Annotated in this window: 15 protein-coding genes; 7 read left to right on the top strand and 8 right to left on the bottom strand. The window is 59.4% G+C overall.

What is annotated here, in order from left to right:
- Positions 1-9: 9 nt before the first annotated feature.
- On the top strand, positions 10-1,080 hold the full coding sequence (locus AABM52_RS14700; protein ID WP_347912513.1) for a low specificity L-threonine aldolase: 1,071 nt from the start codon (positions 10-12) through the stop codon (positions 1,078-1,080).
- Between the two features lie 78 nt (positions 1,081-1,158).
- On the opposite strand, the gene AABM52_RS14695 is transcribed toward AABM52_RS14700, so the two are convergent.
- Together AABM52_RS14695 and AABM52_RS14690 are read right to left on the bottom strand one after the other, a co-directional pair.
- Complete coding sequence (locus tag AABM52_RS14695; protein WP_347912512.1) at positions 1,159-2,082, bottom strand: NADP-dependent oxidoreductase; 924 nt, start codon at positions 2,080-2,082, stop codon at positions 1,159-1,161.
- 76 nt (positions 2,083-2,158) lie between these two features.
- Entirely contained in the window at positions 2,159-2,599 is a 441-nt protein-coding gene (locus AABM52_RS14690; protein WP_347912511.1) for a DoxX family protein, read from the bottom strand.
- 197 nt (positions 2,600-2,796) lie between these two features.
- Between AABM52_RS14690 and AABM52_RS14685 the strand changes: the two genes are divergently transcribed.
- Entirely contained in the window at positions 2,797-3,714 is a 918-nt protein-coding gene (locus tag AABM52_RS14685) for a LysR family transcriptional regulator (RefSeq protein ID WP_347912510.1), read from the top strand.
- A 34-nt stretch (positions 3,715-3,748) separates the two neighbouring features.
- Positions 3,749-4,207, top strand: a complete 459-nt coding sequence (locus tag AABM52_RS14680) for a metallophosphoesterase family protein (protein ID WP_347912629.1) — start codon at positions 3,749-3,751, stop codon at positions 4,205-4,207.
- 21 nt (positions 4,208-4,228) lie between these two features.
- Here AABM52_RS14680 and AABM52_RS14675 read toward each other — a convergent pair whose 3' ends face one another.
- Positions 4,229-4,687: a helix-turn-helix domain-containing protein gene (locus AABM52_RS14675; RefSeq protein ID WP_347912509.1), complete on the bottom strand. Its 459-nt coding sequence runs from the start codon at positions 4,685-4,687 to the stop codon at positions 4,229-4,231.
- 135 nt (positions 4,688-4,822) lie between these two features.
- Between AABM52_RS14675 and AABM52_RS14670 the strand changes: the two genes are divergently transcribed.
- The gene (locus AABM52_RS14670) at positions 4,823-6,082 is read left to right on the top strand and encodes an MFS transporter (RefSeq protein ID WP_347912508.1); all 1,260 of its coding nucleotides are present in this window, start codon (positions 4,823-4,825) and stop codon (positions 6,080-6,082) included.
- On the opposite strand, the gene AABM52_RS14665 is transcribed toward AABM52_RS14670, so the two are convergent.
- A complete protein-coding gene (locus AABM52_RS14665) occupies positions 6,013-8,919 on the bottom strand; it encodes an EAL domain-containing protein (protein ID WP_347912507.1) in 2,907 nt (968 codons plus the stop codon). The genes AABM52_RS14670 and AABM52_RS14665 overlap by 70 nt on opposite strands.
- 151 nt (positions 8,920-9,070) lie before the next feature.
- Between AABM52_RS14665 and AABM52_RS14660 the strand changes: the two genes are divergently transcribed.
- Entirely contained in the window at positions 9,071-9,445 is a 375-nt protein-coding gene (locus AABM52_RS14660; RefSeq protein WP_347912506.1) for a hypothetical protein, read from the top strand.
- Between the two features lie 229 nt (positions 9,446-9,674).
- Positions 9,675-10,997 carry a DUF1329 domain-containing protein gene (locus tag AABM52_RS14655; RefSeq protein ID WP_347912505.1) on the top strand — a complete coding sequence of 441 codons (1,323 nt, stop codon included), beginning with the start codon at positions 9,675-9,677 and terminating at the stop codon, positions 10,995-10,997.
- Between the two features lie 147 nt (positions 10,998-11,144).
- On the opposite strand, the gene AABM52_RS14650 is transcribed toward AABM52_RS14655, so the two are convergent.
- Together AABM52_RS14650 and AABM52_RS14645 are read right to left on the bottom strand one after the other, a co-directional pair.
- Positions 11,145-12,071, bottom strand: coding sequence for a glyoxylate/hydroxypyruvate reductase A (locus AABM52_RS14650; RefSeq protein ID WP_347912504.1), 927 nt, complete (start codon positions 12,069-12,071; stop codon positions 11,145-11,147).
- Between the two features lie 56 nt (positions 12,072-12,127).
- Entirely contained in the window at positions 12,128-12,334 is a 207-nt protein-coding gene (locus tag AABM52_RS14645) for a hypothetical protein (protein WP_347912503.1), read from the bottom strand.
- A 54-nt stretch (positions 12,335-12,388) separates the two neighbouring features.
- Between AABM52_RS14645 and AABM52_RS14640 the strand changes: the two genes are divergently transcribed.
- Positions 12,389-12,997 (top strand): TRIC cation channel family protein, encoded by a 609-nt coding sequence (locus tag AABM52_RS14640; RefSeq protein WP_347912502.1) that lies wholly within the window; start codon positions 12,389-12,391, stop codon positions 12,995-12,997.
- Positions 12,998-13,136: 139 nt separating this feature from the next.
- Here the strand turns inward: AABM52_RS14640 and AABM52_RS14635 are convergent, their stop codons facing one another.
- Entirely contained in the window at positions 13,137-14,633 is a 1,497-nt protein-coding gene (locus AABM52_RS14635; RefSeq protein ID WP_347912501.1) for an aldehyde dehydrogenase, read from the bottom strand.
- Complete coding sequence (locus AABM52_RS14630) at positions 14,630-15,535, bottom strand: dihydrodipicolinate synthase family protein (RefSeq protein WP_347912500.1); 906 nt, start codon at positions 15,533-15,535, stop codon at positions 14,630-14,632. The genes AABM52_RS14635 and AABM52_RS14630 overlap by 4 nt, the downstream gene beginning before the upstream one ends.
- Positions 15,536-15,624: the final 89 nt, after the last annotated feature.

The following is a 15,624-nucleotide window of genomic DNA, read 5'->3' as shown; positions in this document are numbered from 1 at the left end:
ATATGGATGATGAACGGTGAAACAAACAGGCCGCCCGCGCTGGGTTTTTCAAGTGACAACATCGCCGGTGCATCGCCGGAGGTGGCACAAGCCCTGGTCAAACACAGCACAGGCCAGGCGAGTCCCTATGGCACCGACGAGTTGACGGCGCAGGTCCGGCGCAAGTTCTGCGAGATCTTCGAGCGTGACGTCGAAGTGCTCCTCGTACCCACCGGCACCGCCGCCAACGCCCTGTGCCTTAGCGCGATGACGCCACCCTGGGGCAACATCTACTGCCACCCCGCCAGCCATATCAACAATGATGAATGCGGCGCGCCGGAGTTCTTTTCCAACGGCGCGAAGCTGATGACCGTCGACGGCCCGGCGGCCAAGCTGGATATCGTCCGACTGCGCGAGCGCACTCGCGACAAAGTCGGCGACGTGCATACGACCCAACCCGCCTGCGTCAGCATCACCCAGGCCACCGAAGTCGGCAGCATCTACACCCTGGATGAAATCGCAGCCATTGGTGACGTCTGCAAATCCTCCTCCCTGGGATTGCATATGGATGGATCGCGCTTCGCCAACGCCCTGGTGTCGCTTGGCTGCTCCCCGGCCGAGATGACGTGGAAGGCCGGCGTGGATGCCCTGTCGTTCGGTGCCACCAAGAACGGCGTGCTGGCGGCGGAAGCCATCGTCCTGTTCAACACCTCCCTCGCCACCGAGATGAGTTACCGGCGCAAGCGCGCAGGCCATCTGTTTTCCAAAATGCGTTTTCTGGCGGCGCAGATCGATGCGTACCTGACCGACGACCTCTGGTTGCGCAACGCACGCAAGGCCAACGCTGCCGCCCAGCGCCTGGCCCAGGGACTTGCCGGCCTGAGCGGCGTTGAGGTGCTCGGCGGCACCGAGGCGAACATCCTGTTCTGTCGGCTGGACAAGGCAATGATCGATGCGCTGCTAAAGGCCGGCTTCGGGTTCTACCATGATCGCTGGGGGCCAAATGTTGTTCGCTTTGTCACCTCGTTCGCCACCACCGCCGAGGATGTCGATCACCTGCTGAACCAGGTGAGGCGAGCTATAGATCGGGAACGCGAGTAACACTCGCCACCCAACACAGGGATTGATGGGCGTCTCCAGTATCGACGCCCAACTCCAGGAACAATCACTGGCAACCACTTACTTTGTTGTATCGAGAACAAGCCTGCCCCGTAAGTGACGGCCCATGCTTTTCTCGATCGCGATTGTCCCCTCGCTCAAGGGGTAAGTCTCTACATCGACGTTGAGGTGTCCCTTGTCGAACAGTTCGGCGATGAGCGAGAGCTGCCGGCCATCCGAACGGGTGGCGAAGTTCGCGGGGGTCACGCCGTAGTCATTGGCCAGCGACATGTTTGGAGCGCTAACCGGCGACACCAGCACGCCGTGCTTTTTCAGTACCGCAAACGAACGGGTTTGCGTTTCGCCACCCACCAGGTCCAGTACCACATCGAGGCCTGATACCAGTTCCTCAAAAGCCTGGGTGGTGTAGTCGATGGTGTAGTCCGCTCCGATTTCCTTCAGGTAGGCATGGTGGTGTGCCGAGGCCGTTGCGTAGACTTCAGCGCCCAGGTACTTGGCAATCTGTACGGCCATACTGCCCACGCCACCGGCCGCGGCGTGGATCAATACCTTCTGTCGACGTTGCACGCCAGCGTGTTCGGTCAGTGCCTGCCACGCCGTCAATGCCGATGCCGGAACAGCGCCAGCCTGCAAGACACTGAGGGATTTTGGCTTGAGCGCTAGTTTGGAAACCTGGGCAACGGCTTTGGTCGCGTAACCGCCGACGATGTTGATGAAGCCGAACACTTCATCGCTGATGTTGAACTCAGTGACGCCCTCCCCCAGCGCGACGACGGTGCCGGCCACCTCAACGCCCGGAGTAAAAGGCAGCGGCAACGGGATGAACGCTTTCATGGCGCCGGACAGGACTTTCCAGTCAATCGGGTTGACCCCGGCTGCGGCGACATCGATCAGCACCTCGCCAACGCCGGCGACAGGGTCTGCAATTTCTTCCAGGCGTAATACATCAGGACTGCCGTATTCGTATACGCGTAGGGCTTTCATGGAGGCCTCGATAATCGAAAAGAAGGGAGAAAACATTGCGCTGCGTGGGCGCGTGCCCTGCGCAGCGCGGGGGGTATCAACGACGGCGGGCGTCGAGGCTGAAGCGACCGGCACCGAAGGCCACGACCTGCAGCAGGCCACCGGCCATCGCGATGTTCTTGAAGAAGTGGATGAACTGGTTCTGATCGCCCAGTGCGTTATGGAACGCCAGCGCGGTGAACACGCTGAACACGGCCAGTACGGCGGCGACGGTGCGGGTGCGGTATCCGGCGATCAGTGCCAGGCCGCCGCCGATCTCTACAATGATCGCCACCGCCAGTGCCAATTGTGGAAGCGGAAGCCCGACCGAACCGATGTAGCCGATCATCATTGCCGGAGCGGCGAGTTTCGAAAAACCGGAAAGGATGAAGATGGCGCTGAGCAGTACGCGGCCGATCAACGAGGCCGAGGCTTGGGTGACGTCGGAACGGCTCTGTTCAGAGGTGGTTGTTTGAGCGATGTTTGCAGAAGTCGTCATGAGGTATTTCCTTCAGTTGGGTGCGATTCGACAGGAACCGCCTTGGTGAGGAAATGTTGCGCTGCGTCAGCTAATCTTAATAGCTGACTAATTTAGATCATTAGATTCGATTTATTAGAAAAGCACACCCGCACAACCGGCAAAGGAGAGATCAATCGTGCAATTTTCCGAGCGACGTCTGGATCAAGGAAACAGACATGATCTCTGACCCGGGAACACCGACACTGGACCAACTGCGGGTGTTCCTGACGGTCGTGGAAGTCGGCAGTTTTGCAGCCGCCGCCAGAAAACTTCATCGCGCCACGTCGGTTGTCAGCTACTCGATCGCCAACCTGGAAATGCAGCTCGGCGTGTCGCTGTTCGATCGCCAGACGACCCGCAAGCCCCAGCTCACCGATGCCGGTCGCACCGTACTGGCCGAAGCCAGGACCATTGCCAACGGCATCCATGGGCTACGCGCCAAGGTCAAAGGCCTGCTCCAGGGGCTCGAAGCCGAAGTTCACGTGGTGCTTGATGTCATGCTGCCCCCCGAGCGCGTGGTGGATGCACTCAAATCCTTTCGCGAAGAATTCCCGACCGTTGCCCTGCACTTGCACATGGAAGCCCTCGGCGCCGTCACTGAACGGGTGGTCAACCGTGGTGCGATCATCGGCGTCAGCGGTCCGATGAACGAGGGTATCGACGGGATCGAGAGAATGGGCGTCGGCAGTGTCGAGTTGATTCCCGTGGCGGCCCCGAATCATCCGCTGGCTTCAAGCGACTCGAACGTTCCGGGCGCCGGCCGAGAACACACGCAACTGGTGCTGTCCGACCGCTCGCTTTTGACCAAGGACAAGGATTTCGCCGTGCTCAGTAACCGCACCTGGCGCCTGGCGGACCTTGGCGCCAAGCACATGCTGCTGCGTGAAGGCATCGGTTGGGGGAACATGCCGGCCCCGATGGTCCGGGAAGACCTGGAGAGCGGCCGACTCGTGCAACTGAACATCCCGGAATACAAGAGCGGAATTTACCCCTTCGACGTCATCTACCGCACGGATCTGCCGCCGGGGCCGGCTGCGAGGTGGTTGATCGACCGCTTCGCTCAACAAAGCTCGGCGCAGGAGACATCCCCTTGAGCCTGGAACCAGAATGCAACTCGAGCCGCCCGCGATGAAAATCGGCGTCATTTCCGACACCCACGGCTTGCTCCGCCCCGAAGCGATTGCCGCCCTGCAAGGCTGTGATCGTATCCTTCACGCGGGTGACATCGGCAGCGAAGCGATCCTCGACCAACTGGCCGCAATCGCGCCGGTCGATGCGGTGCGTGGCAACAATGACCTGGACGCCCTTTGGGCACAGACGTTGCCCGATTGTCTGCGCCTGGAGCTCAACGGCTGGACAGTTCTGCTGGTGCATGACATCGCCGATGTGGCGGCCGATCTTGATAGCCGCATCAAGCTGGTGATCACCGGTCATTCGCACAAACCGTGCATCGACTGGCGCGGTGAGCGGCTGTTCCTGAACCCAGGCAGTGCCGGGCGCCGACGCTTCAAATTGCCTGTCACCCTGGCGTTGCTGGAAATGGTTGGGCAGTCAATCGAACCGCGGCTGGTGTCGCTGCTCGACTGATTCACCTTTCAACCGTTCGATTCACGACTCGCCCGCTACCACCCTCACCCGGTGGCAGTCGGACGGTCCAAGTTTTTGACCGCTCGCGGAGCGAACTTCAATCGGCATCAGGGACTGGCCATACTCATTGTCCAGCAACACCGAACGGGTCTCGTCCTGGGTGAACAGAAACCGTTCGCCCCACTGCCTCATACTGACCACCACTGGAAAAATCTCACGCCCTTTTTCCGTCAGGGCGTATTCCTTGTAGGCACTTCCATCCGACGCAGGTTGAACATCGAACACACCGACCTCAACCAACGTCTTCAGGCGCGATGCCAGAATGTTCTTGGCCACCCCCAGGCTTTTTTGAAATTCGCTGAATCGGCGAATGCCGTCAAACGCGTCGCGAATGATCATCAGCGACCAACGATCCCCAATAGCTTCCAGTGCCCGTGCTACCGGGCATTCGCTGCCTTGCGATGAAGGGTCTGCGACCATCGTGTTTACCTTTTGGATAAGGACTGCCAGGCCAATCGTCTGGCCTTGAGCAATGTGGTTGCAATATGAAACCTGATTCGATAACAATTAAATCCAGTTGCCAATTGAAACCAGTTTAGCGCCACGGAGGCTTACATGAAAGCAGGTACCGGTTCAGCCACCCATCCATTCACCACGCAGGCTTCGGGGCTTTCTGCGAAGCTCACGTTTCTGTTTTCTGTCACCTGCGCGCTTGCCGTCGCCAACGTCTACTTCGCACAACCCTTGCTCGACTCGATGGCCCGGAGCCTGGAGGTTGCCCCATCAATGATCGGGTTTGTGGTGACGGCGACTCAAGTCGGTTACGCGCTGGGGTTGCTGTTCATCGTCCCGCTGGGCGACTTGTTGAACCGTAAAGGGCTGATTCTGACGCAAATGCTGCTGTCTGCGATTGCGCTGGCGGGCGTCGGCGCCGCACAGCAATGGCTGACGCTGTTGGGGACCATGATCGCTGTGGGTTTGCTGGCCGTGATGGTTCAAGTGCTGGTGGCCTGCACCGCTGCCCTGGCAACGCCGTCACAACGTGGCCAGGCCGTGGGGACCGTCACCAGCGGCATTGTCCTGGGCATTCTTCTGGCGCGGTTCACCTCCGGGCTGATCGCCGATCTGGCGGGCTGGCGTGCTGTGTACTTCGTTTCCTCGGGATTGATGCTGACCCTCGCGGCGGTGTTCTGGAAAGTGTTGCCACCCGCAGTGACGCCACGCAGTCGATACACCTACCCGGCACTCATCCGCTCGCTGTTCACGCTGTTCATGACCGAACCGGTGTTGCGAACCCGGGGCCTGCTGGCGTTGCTGATCTTTGCCGCTTTTTCCGTGCTATGGACATCCATGGTGCTGCCGTTGAGCGCCCCACCGCTGTCGCTTTCGCACACGGTCATTGGCCTGTTTGGCCTGGCGGGCGTCGCTGGTGCCCTGGCTGCCAGAAGATCCGGTCGCTGGGCCGACCAGGGTCTGGGGCAACGGGTCACCGGCATTTCGCTGGCGATCCTGACGCTGTCCTGGTTGCCCATCGCCTTTGCACAGTGGTCACTGATCGCGCTGGTGTTTGGAGTGCTCTTGCTCGACTTCGCGGTGCAGGCCGTACACGTCACCAACCAGAGCCTGATTTTCGCGGCACGGCCCGACGCGCAAAGTCGCATGGTCGGCGCCTACATGTGCTTTTACTCGGTGGGCAGCGCACTGGGTGCCGCCGCCGCGACGCAGGTATATGCGTTATGGGGCTGGATCGCCGTCAGCCTGCTGGGGGCCTTGATCAGTGCGACTGCCCTGATGCTGTGGTTTTGTCAGCAACGCTGGCGACCGAGCAGTGGGCTGGCCAAAAGCGCCTTCAAGGCCATCGGTTTGGCAAAATGATAACCTTGGGCCTGCCCTGCCCCCATTTCACGCAGCAACTCCAGCGTCGCTTGATCCTCGACGCCTTCGGCCACCACGCTCAGGTCGAGCGATTCGGCCATCCGCACAATAGCCCGGACGATCGCGCGACTTCGGGGGCTGGTGGTCAGTTCGAGGATGAACGACTTGTCGATTTTCAAGCCGCTGAAGCGGTATTGATGCACATAGCTCAGGGATGAAAACCCTGCGCCGAAGTCATCGAGCACCACTGACATGCCGTTGTCGGCCAGTTGTTGCATGGTCTGCCGGGCAATCGCCGGTTCGGCGACCAGCGCCCCTTCGGTCAACTCCAGGCAGATTCGCGATGGCGAGACCCGGTGCTGCGCCAACAGTGCCAGCACCTCGTTGGCGAATTCGGGGCGCGTCATGCTGTAGCTGGAGCAATTGACGTGCACCGGCGGCCAGTCGGCGTGTTCGGGCTGTGCGAGGATCGCGGCAATGCTGGCGAGCATGTACAGATCCAATCGACCGATCAGGCGCAAACCCTCGACATCCGGCAAGAATTGGCCCGGTGCAATCACCCGGCCGCCCGGCTGGTGCCAGCGGATCAGTGCTTCAAGGGCCAACAGTTCGCCGGTGTCGACGCTGACGATCGGCTGGAAATACGGCAGCAGTTCGTCGGTGCGTTTGAGCGCGTTGCGCAAGGCCCCTTCTCGCTCGACCTGGTCCGAGACTTCACGGCGCACTTCCTGGTTGAACACCGCGTAGCTGTCGCGCCCGGCACTCTTGACCCGGTACATCGCCACATCGGCATCGCGCAGCAAGTCGGCGGGCTCGTGATGGAACTGACTATCGGCGCTGACGATGCCGATACTGCAGGACGAAAAAACTTCATGGCCATTGATGAAAAACGGCAGGTCGAATGCCACCAGGATCCGTTCGGCGATTTCGATCAACACCTCCAGCGATGCCTCGGGAGCCAGCACTGAAAACTCATCGCCACCCAAACGAGCCAGCATGTCGGTTTCGCGCAGGCAACCGCGCAAACGGTGGGCAGCCTGCATCAACAGCAGGTCGCCAAAATGGTGGCCGAGGCTGTCGTTGACCATCTTGAAGCGGTCGAGGTCGATGAACATCACGGCCAGGTGCCCGCCTTCGCGGCCGAACCGCGACCAGGCCAGGTTGAGGCGCTGCTGCAGATAAGTGCGATTGGGTAGCCCGGTCAGCGCATCGTGGGAGTTTTCGTGCTGCAACTTGGCGTTGGCGTGATCGAGTTCGCGGGTGCGGCTCTGTACCCTGGCTTCAAGCTTGAGGTTGGCGGCATGAATCGCTTCGGCGGCCGTGCGTCGCGACAACGCTGTGTCGATGTGCCGCGACACGAAGGTCAGCAATTCCTGGTCGCGCAGGGTATAGCGCACCTGCGAGGTATAGCTCTGCACCGCCAGTACACCGCGCACCACGTCGTCTTCGAACAAAGGAATACCCAGCCAGGAGAAGGAGCGCACGGACTCATGGGCAATCTGGATTTCGCCCTGCGCGGACAATCGTTCAGCTTCGCCGACGTCAATCAGGCAGGGGCGGCGCTGACGGATGACGTACTCGGTCAAGCCCCGACGCCCTCGACGTGCCGCCGGGCAGGTGGTCTGCCGCTCATCCACGTAATAGGGAAACGTCACTTCGCCGGTCGCGTCGGCAAACAGCGCAATGTAGAAGTTCTGCGCGAACAGCAGATCACCGACGATGCCATGCAGGGTCCGGAACAACTCGGCCATGTCACCGGGCTGGCTGGACAGTTCTGCAATCTGGAACAGCGCGCTTTGCAGATGTTCGGCACGCTCCCGGTCTGTGACTTCCTGGCGCAATGCGTCGTTGACCGCCGAAAGCTCCAGGGTGCGACGCAACACCGTTTCTTCCAGGTCTTCCCGGTGCAGAATCCGGTCCAGCGCCATGGCCACGTGGCGGGCGACCACCAGAAACAGTGCGCGGTCTTCAGCGCTGTAGATGCGAGAAACGTCGTAGACCTGCATCGCCAGCATGCCAAACACCTCGTCCGAGGCGTTTTTCAACGGTGCGCCCATCCAGAACTCGGGACGATCACCCACGCAGTGGAAACGGTCCTCGGCCTGGGCCGCGAGAATACCGGCGGCATCGATCAGCAACGGCTGGCCGGTGGTCAACACCTGGCCGGTCAACGACAGGCGCGAAGGGTCAAGGTATTCGTAGTTCTCGGATTCCAGGGCATCTACGTCGATGATGTCGACGTAATACGGGTAATCGATCTTGCCAGTGTGCGGGTTATACAGCGCGAGATAGAAGTTCTCGGCGTCGATCAGGCTGGCCAGCAGCCGGTGAGCCCCCACCAGGAACTCTGACCGGTCACGGGTCGAGCTGGCCAGGTAGGTAATTTCATACAGCACACGCTGAGTGATCTGCGCACGGGCCAGGGTATTGGTCTGCAGCTCAATGCCCAGGCACTGGGCAAGTTCGGCAAGCGCCGGTTCTGCAGCATCGTCGAGTGGCGCGAGCAGCCAGCCCAGCTCACTTTCGCCCTTGCCGGTGGGCCAGCGGTGCAGGTTCGAAGCCAGGCAAAAGGCATCAAACTCGTCACTCGCAACGCTCGAAGGCCACTGTACCCGTGGGTCGCCCTGGCCAACCCGATGCATCTGTTCACCGGCACGGTAAAACACCCATGCGGTGGTATGGGCCCAGTTGCGCGCCGAGTCCAACAAGTGCCCGATCGTGTCGTCGTTGCCGGCGCAGGCCATGCCGACAGTATCCGGGTTCCCCGGGGGGTGAAATTCGGCAACTGCGTCATTGCTCGATTGCCGCGGGGAGCCAGTCAATGTACGAAAACTCATCAGCGCTCCCTGAGCCAAAACTACTGAAACTCACTGGCTGATTGCTTGCAATGTGCCATTTGGCTTTCCGTTTAAAGCTTATGGCGGTTTTTTTCAATGATTTTGTTCACTTTAGTGCCAGGTATGAGACGGGCTGCAAATTATTCGCTGCGTGTTGCTCAGACCTGGCTTCCATCCACTCGAAGTTAACGTATCAATCGTCGTTGTCATCGCGATCACGGTAGCGACGGTGATCGCGATCATAGCCACGACGATCATCGTCACGGTCATAACCTCGATCATCGTCCCCTCGCTGGTCGTAACCACGTCGATGGTCATGATCGTGATATCGCCCGTACCGTTCTCCGTCATCCCAATGTGGGCCGCAGCCTCCCAACAAGACGGCGCTGGAAATGGCCACGATCAAGATTACTGCGCGATTCATAAAAACGTCCTAAACGTCGGAGGTATGGAAGGGTCATGGCTGCTCGAAACTTTCATCCGGGCAGTGTTCAGCCATAACTATGACCATTCGGTAACCCGATGATTCCGCTGAAAAATACAAACAAGTGATGATCACTCGACCCATCGAATGCCCGCCGAGACAGCCCTGGCCTGTCATCAATAGCCAAGGGGCTGTCGTCGAATGAAAAGCGACCCTGATAAGGGGGCTATCTAATGGCAGTACTGAAAAGGTCTCTGGCGATGAGTTGACGTAAGCGACTGCTGCGCCTGAGTCACGAGTTGCCTGGTACGCCAGGCAGGAGAATAACAATATGAAATTCGTGAAAAGTCTTCTGGCTGCTGTACCCATCATGGCGCTGGCCATCGATGCCCGAGCCTATGTATCGAGCCAGGAAGCCGCCCGACTGGGCACCAGCCTGACGTGGGTGGGAGCCGAAAAGGCCGGTAATGCCGACGGTTCCATTCCGCCCTACAACGGTGGCCTGACCACGGCTCCATCCAGCTTCAAGGCCGGCGACAGCATGCGCCCGGACCCCTTCGCGGGCGAAAAACCGCTGCAGGTGATCAACGGCAGAAACGTCGACGCGTATAAAGGCATGCTGACCGCCACCACAGTGGCCTTGGCCAAGCGCTACCCCGACTTTCGCATCGACGTCTATCCGACCCACCGCACGGCATCGCTGCCACAGGCGATACTGGACAACAGCCGCAAGAATGCGACCAACGCCAGGTCCCTCAACGGCGGGATCGCCATCGACAATGTGATGCCCGGAGTGCCCTTCCCGATCCCGCAATCCGGCGCCGAAGCGATGTGGAATTTCCTGCTGCGCTACCAGGGCGTCAACATCCACTCCAAGTACGATTCCTGGAGTGTCGACACGGCGGGCGTTCCGAGCCTGGCGGTCACCGGCGAAGCATTCATCTCCTTCCCGATCTACGAGAACCTGTCAAAGCCGTTCAACAGCTCCGACATCTACTATCAGTTGAAACTGTCGTATACCGGACCAGCGCGCCGAGCTGGCGAGTCGATCATGCTCAAGAACGCCACCAACGCGACGAAGTTCCCTGGCCGCGCCTGGCAGTACATGCCTGCCCAGCGCCGGGTCAAACAGATATCGATCCTGGCCTACGACACCCCCAACCCCGGTACCGCCCGCGCACTCGAACTGTACGACTGGACGCTGGTGGGCAAGCAGGAAATGATCGTGCCCTACAACACGTACAAACTCACCTACGCTCGCGCTGCCAAGTCGCTGACTACGCCCAACTTCATTGCCCCGGACTTCGTACGCTGGGAAAAGCACCGGGTGTACGTCGTGGAGGGCAACCTCAAGCCCGGGGCGAAGCACATCTACCAGAAGCGCCGTTTCTACCTGGATGAAGACACCTGGGCCGCGGTGGCCTCCGATCAGTACGACACCAGTGGCCAGTTGTACCGTGGCTCCTTCGCGTTCTTCAGCCAGAGCTACGACCAGCAGGTCCCGGACGCCACCCCTTTCATGACTTACGACCTGTCGAAAGGCACCTATAACATCAATGGCGTGGTAGGCCCGCATGGCGGCATCCGCTACATCGAGCCGCTATCGACCGCGCAGTGGGTGCCAGAGTCCATGGCGGGTGCCGGTATCCGCTAGGTCCGTGGCGAAGCAATGCCGGAGGTAAAACAAAGCCCCCTGGTTCAAAAAAACCAGGGGGCTTGAGATTTCGGGCGAGTGTTTTCATGCAGATATGGATCGATTGCAGCAGGCCAACCGTAGCGTTTGTCCTTGCAAACCGGGACTCTAGTAACCCTTGAAACGATCAACCTCATTCAAGAGTGGTCTACCCTCTCGCTCTCTCTGAAGGTTTTCGACGATCACGGCCACGCCCCCTTCAACCTGCACATCACTCGCGATATGCGGGGTCAACAGTACTCGAGGGTGTTTACGAAAAGGATTGTCCGGGGACGCAGGCTCCTGTGCCAGGACGTCCAGCACTGCCCCTCCCACGCGGCCGTCATTCAGCGCTGCAAGCAAATCTTGCTCAACCAGGTGGGCGCCGCGCCCCACATTAATCAGCCCCGCTCCCTGAGGCAATCGAGCCAGCGTTGCAGCATTGAGTATCCCCTTTGTTTCGGGGGTAAGCGGCAACATGTTCACGAGGATGTCGCACTGAGCCAAAAACTCATCCAGCTGCTCTTGGCCGACGTAACAGCGTCCGCCAGGAACATCCTTCATGGAGCGATTCCAGCCACTGAGCTGAAACCCCAAGGGTTGAAGGCGACCAAGCGCCGCTCGCCCCAGAGTACCAAGCCCCATGACGCCAACACACCGCTGGGATGCGAGCACGATTGGCCTGGGTTGCCAACGACCACTGCGTTGATCCTCCTGGTACGCGAGGATGTCTCGGTGCAAGGCAAGTACGGCGAACAAGACATACTCGGCCATGATGTAGGCCATCGAGCCATCAACCAGCCGAACGAGCGATACCCCTGCCGGCAAACCGGCCAGATCGAACTGATCGACGCCAGCCCCCGCTGCGTAAAGGACTCGAAGATTGCGAAACCGGTCAGCCAGGTTGGGCAGAGGCTCCCAGGCAAGGAGGTAACGTACCTCTGCCGGGTTACCGACATCAGGCCACTGGCGGAACTCCAGTTCAGGAGCCATCGATGACAGGCAATCGCGCCACTTCTGCGCATCGGCCGGGTCTGCCATGTACAGGATGCACATTGAAAGCTCCTTGTCCGCAATCGGGAAACGACCACTGTCTTTTCAGAGTGGCCCCGTCAGATAGTTGATGAACCGCCGGAAAGGATGTGAACCAACGCATCTTCGGATCTCGCCTCCGTACTTTCCGAGCCCATATAAAAATAGCCGCAGCTCATATCGAATCCCAGGATACTTCGCAGCGCTGAATCAATGGACGCGCCCATCCGGTCCGAGCCCATGGCACTGATCAGGGTTGAGAGCATTTTCGCGTTACTGGCTTTCATATTGACCATACTTACTTGGCTCTACTGCCGGGTCACCTGAGAAGGGAATGCAAGATGCTTTATCTCCAGGAAATGCTAGGTATTGCGGTGTTTTCCATCACAGGTGTGCTGGCCATCAAGAAAGCGGATGTCGATTTGTTTGGTGCTGTGGTGCTCGGAATCATCACGGCTATTGGCGGCGGCACCCTGCGCGATCTGTTGCTGGATCTTCCGATCTTCTGGATTGCCGACTTCAATTACATTTGGGCCGCCTTGCTGGCAGCACTGCTGGCGTTTTTTCTGACCCAAAGGCTGCAGCAGCGTTATCGACTGTTGCTTTACCTTGATGGATTAGCGGCAGCGCTGTTCGGATTGGCGGCAACCGAGAAAGTCCTGGCATTGCATCTTGCAGCGCCATTGGCCGTGATGATGGGGGTGCTGACCAGCATCGGAGGTGGCATCGCGCGGGATGTCCTGGCCGGAAGAGTCTCGCTGCTGATGTCACGTGACATCTATGCCACGCCAATTTTGCTGGGATGCACGCTCTATGTTCTGCTACGCGACGTATTCCCCTCGATCTGGGTTGCCGGTTGGATTGCATTGATTTTCACCTTCGGCCTGAGGTTTCTCGCCATCTACAAGCATCTCCAGATGCCGGCGATTTTTTCCACCAAACAGGGATGAGCCGTCCGGGAGTATGGACGGCAAATAACGGGTACATTCAATTGGCATTTTATTTTTTGCCATTGCTTGATGCAGCCCCCATCCCGACATTCGTGGTATTCGGGATGGGCGTGCATACCGCTGTCATCCGTTCGGTAGATTACCGCTCAGAGACGTCGATCCAGATGGTCTTGATTTCGGTGTACTGATCGTGGGCCCAGATGGACTTGTCGCGCCCGCCAAACCCGGACTCCTTGTAGCCACCAAACGGCGTGGAAGCATCACCCTCACCGAAGCAGTTGACCGTCACGATCCCCGCGCGAATTTCCCGCGAGAGCTTGATGGCGTTACGCAGGTTGTCGGTGTAGACCGATGCCGCCAGGCCATACACCGAGTCATTGGCCAGAGCGATGGCTTCGTCAACGGTGTTGAACGTCGTGACCGCCAGCACAGGGCCGAAGATCTCTTCCTGGAACAGTTTGCTATCGACACCTACGCCATCGACAACGGTAGGCTCGACGAAGATGTCACTCTTGGTGTTGCCGCCATAAACGACGTCGAGTTTCTCAACGGCCGCTTGCTCGAGGTAGGAGCGAACCTTCTCGAAATGGGCTTTGCTGACCATGGCGCCAAGGCGATTGTCCGGATCCAGTGGATTGCCCATCTTCCATTCGCGCATCTGCACGCCGATGCGCTTCAACAACTCGTCCTTGATGTCCGCATGCACGATCAAGCGCGAGGACGCCGAGCAGTTTTCGCCCATGTTCCAGAACGCGCCGTTGACGACGTGGCTGGCGACCAGATCCAGGTCTTCGATGTCATCCATCACCACTGCCGGGTTCTTGCCGCCACACTCCAGCACAATGCGCTTGAGGTTCGAATCCGCCGCGTAGTTAAGGAACTTGCGGCCGGTGGCTGTCGAACCGGTGAAGCTGACCATGGACACGTCCATGTGCCGGCCAAGCGGCTCGCCCACTTCACCGCCGCCGCCCGACAGCACGTTGAACACACCGGCGGGCACGCCTGCCTCATGAGCCAGTTCGGCGACCCGCAGTGCCGTCAAGGTGGTTTCCTTGGCCGGTTTGACGATGATGGAGCAGCCCGCGGCCAGCGAAGGGCCGATTTTCCACGCCAGCATCAGCAGCGGGAAGTTCCAGGGCAGCACCAGGCCGACGACCCCGATGGCTTCACGCACCACCAGGCTCAACGCACCGGAGCCGACCGGTGCGGTGCTGTCGTAGATCTTGTCGATCAGCTCTGCATGCCAGCGGATCATGTGAATGGTTTCCGGAACATCCGTGAGTTGGCACTCGCGAACGGGTTTACCGCTATCCAGACTTTCCAGGACAGAAAGCTCGTGGGAATTCTGCTCCAGCAGGTCAGCAAAGCGCAGCAACACCTTCTTGCGCTCGCCAGGGCTCAATTTATGCCAGCGACCATCTTCGAAGGCCTCCTTGGCCTTGGCCACTGCGAAGTCAACGTCTTGAGCATTGCAGGCCGTGATCTCGGCCAGCACGTCATTGGTCGCCGGATTGGTTGTGGTAAAGGTTTTGCCCGACACCGATGTGTAGGACTCACCGTTGACGAACGACTGAGTCGGGAACTTCAGGCCCCGGGCGATGGCGGCATATTCCGCCGCGCTGAGAAGGCCAGTCATTTTGCGCTCCCGGTCACCTGGGCGACGTCACGTTTCAGGGTGGTGATGATGTCTTGCAAGGCCTGTTTCTCGTGCTCGTAAAGAGGTTGCAGAGGCGAACGCACGCCGCCGGTGCGCAGGCCGTTCAACTCGCAGCCAACCTTGATCGACTGCACGAATTTACCGCTTTCCAGGAAGTCCATCAGCGGCATGAAGGCGCTCATGATCTTGCGGCCTTTATCGAAGTCTTTTTCCACGACGCAGGCTTCGTAGAGCGCAACGTGCTCACGGGGAATGAAGTTCGATCCGGCGCACACCCAGCTGCGTGCACCCCAGGCGAAGAACTCCAGCGCCTGGTCATCCCAGCCACAGGACAGGCTGATGTTCGGGTATTCCCGGGCCAGGCGATGGACTTGCGCCATGTCGCCGGAGCTTTCCTTGATGGCCACGATGTTTTTGCTTTCGGCAACGGCCGCGAAATACTCCGGGCCCATGCTGACGCCCATGCGTGCCGGGTAGTTGTAGAGCATGATCGGCAAGTCGGCAGCGCGATCCACGGTCAGCGCATGGATGGCGTTTTCTTTCTCGGTAGGCAATGCATACGGCGGAGAGCCCACCAGAATCGCATCGGCCTTGATCTCGCGAGCAGCCTTGGCGTATTCGACGGAGTCTTCAGTGCGGATTGCACCGGTACCAACCACCAGCGGCAGGCGTCCGCCGATGACATCTTTAGCCTGGGTCGCCAGTTCGATACGCTCTTGAGAGGTATGGGCGTAATACTCGCCGGTCGAACCACCAATGATAATGCCGTGCACTTTCGACTCGATCAGGTACTCCAGCACGTCGGCGAAAGCGGCCTTGTCGATTTCACCGCTCGCGGTCAAAGGAGTGATTGCCGGGGTATAAATGCCTTCGAATTTCATGATTGCCTCTCCATCACTAAGGGAATGTTATTCAACCTGGCGTCCACCGCCATTTATCAGGGACAACTCATTGCCTACGGCTCAGTTGC

The organism is Pseudomonas grandcourensis, from assembly GCF_039909015.1.
Taxonomy (GTDB): Bacteria; Pseudomonadota; Gammaproteobacteria; order Pseudomonadales; family Pseudomonadaceae; genus Aquipseudomonas; species Aquipseudomonas grandcourensis.
The sequence above is the reverse complement of the archived record's forward strand: the minus strand, read 5'-3'. Positions and strand labels throughout refer to the sequence as shown.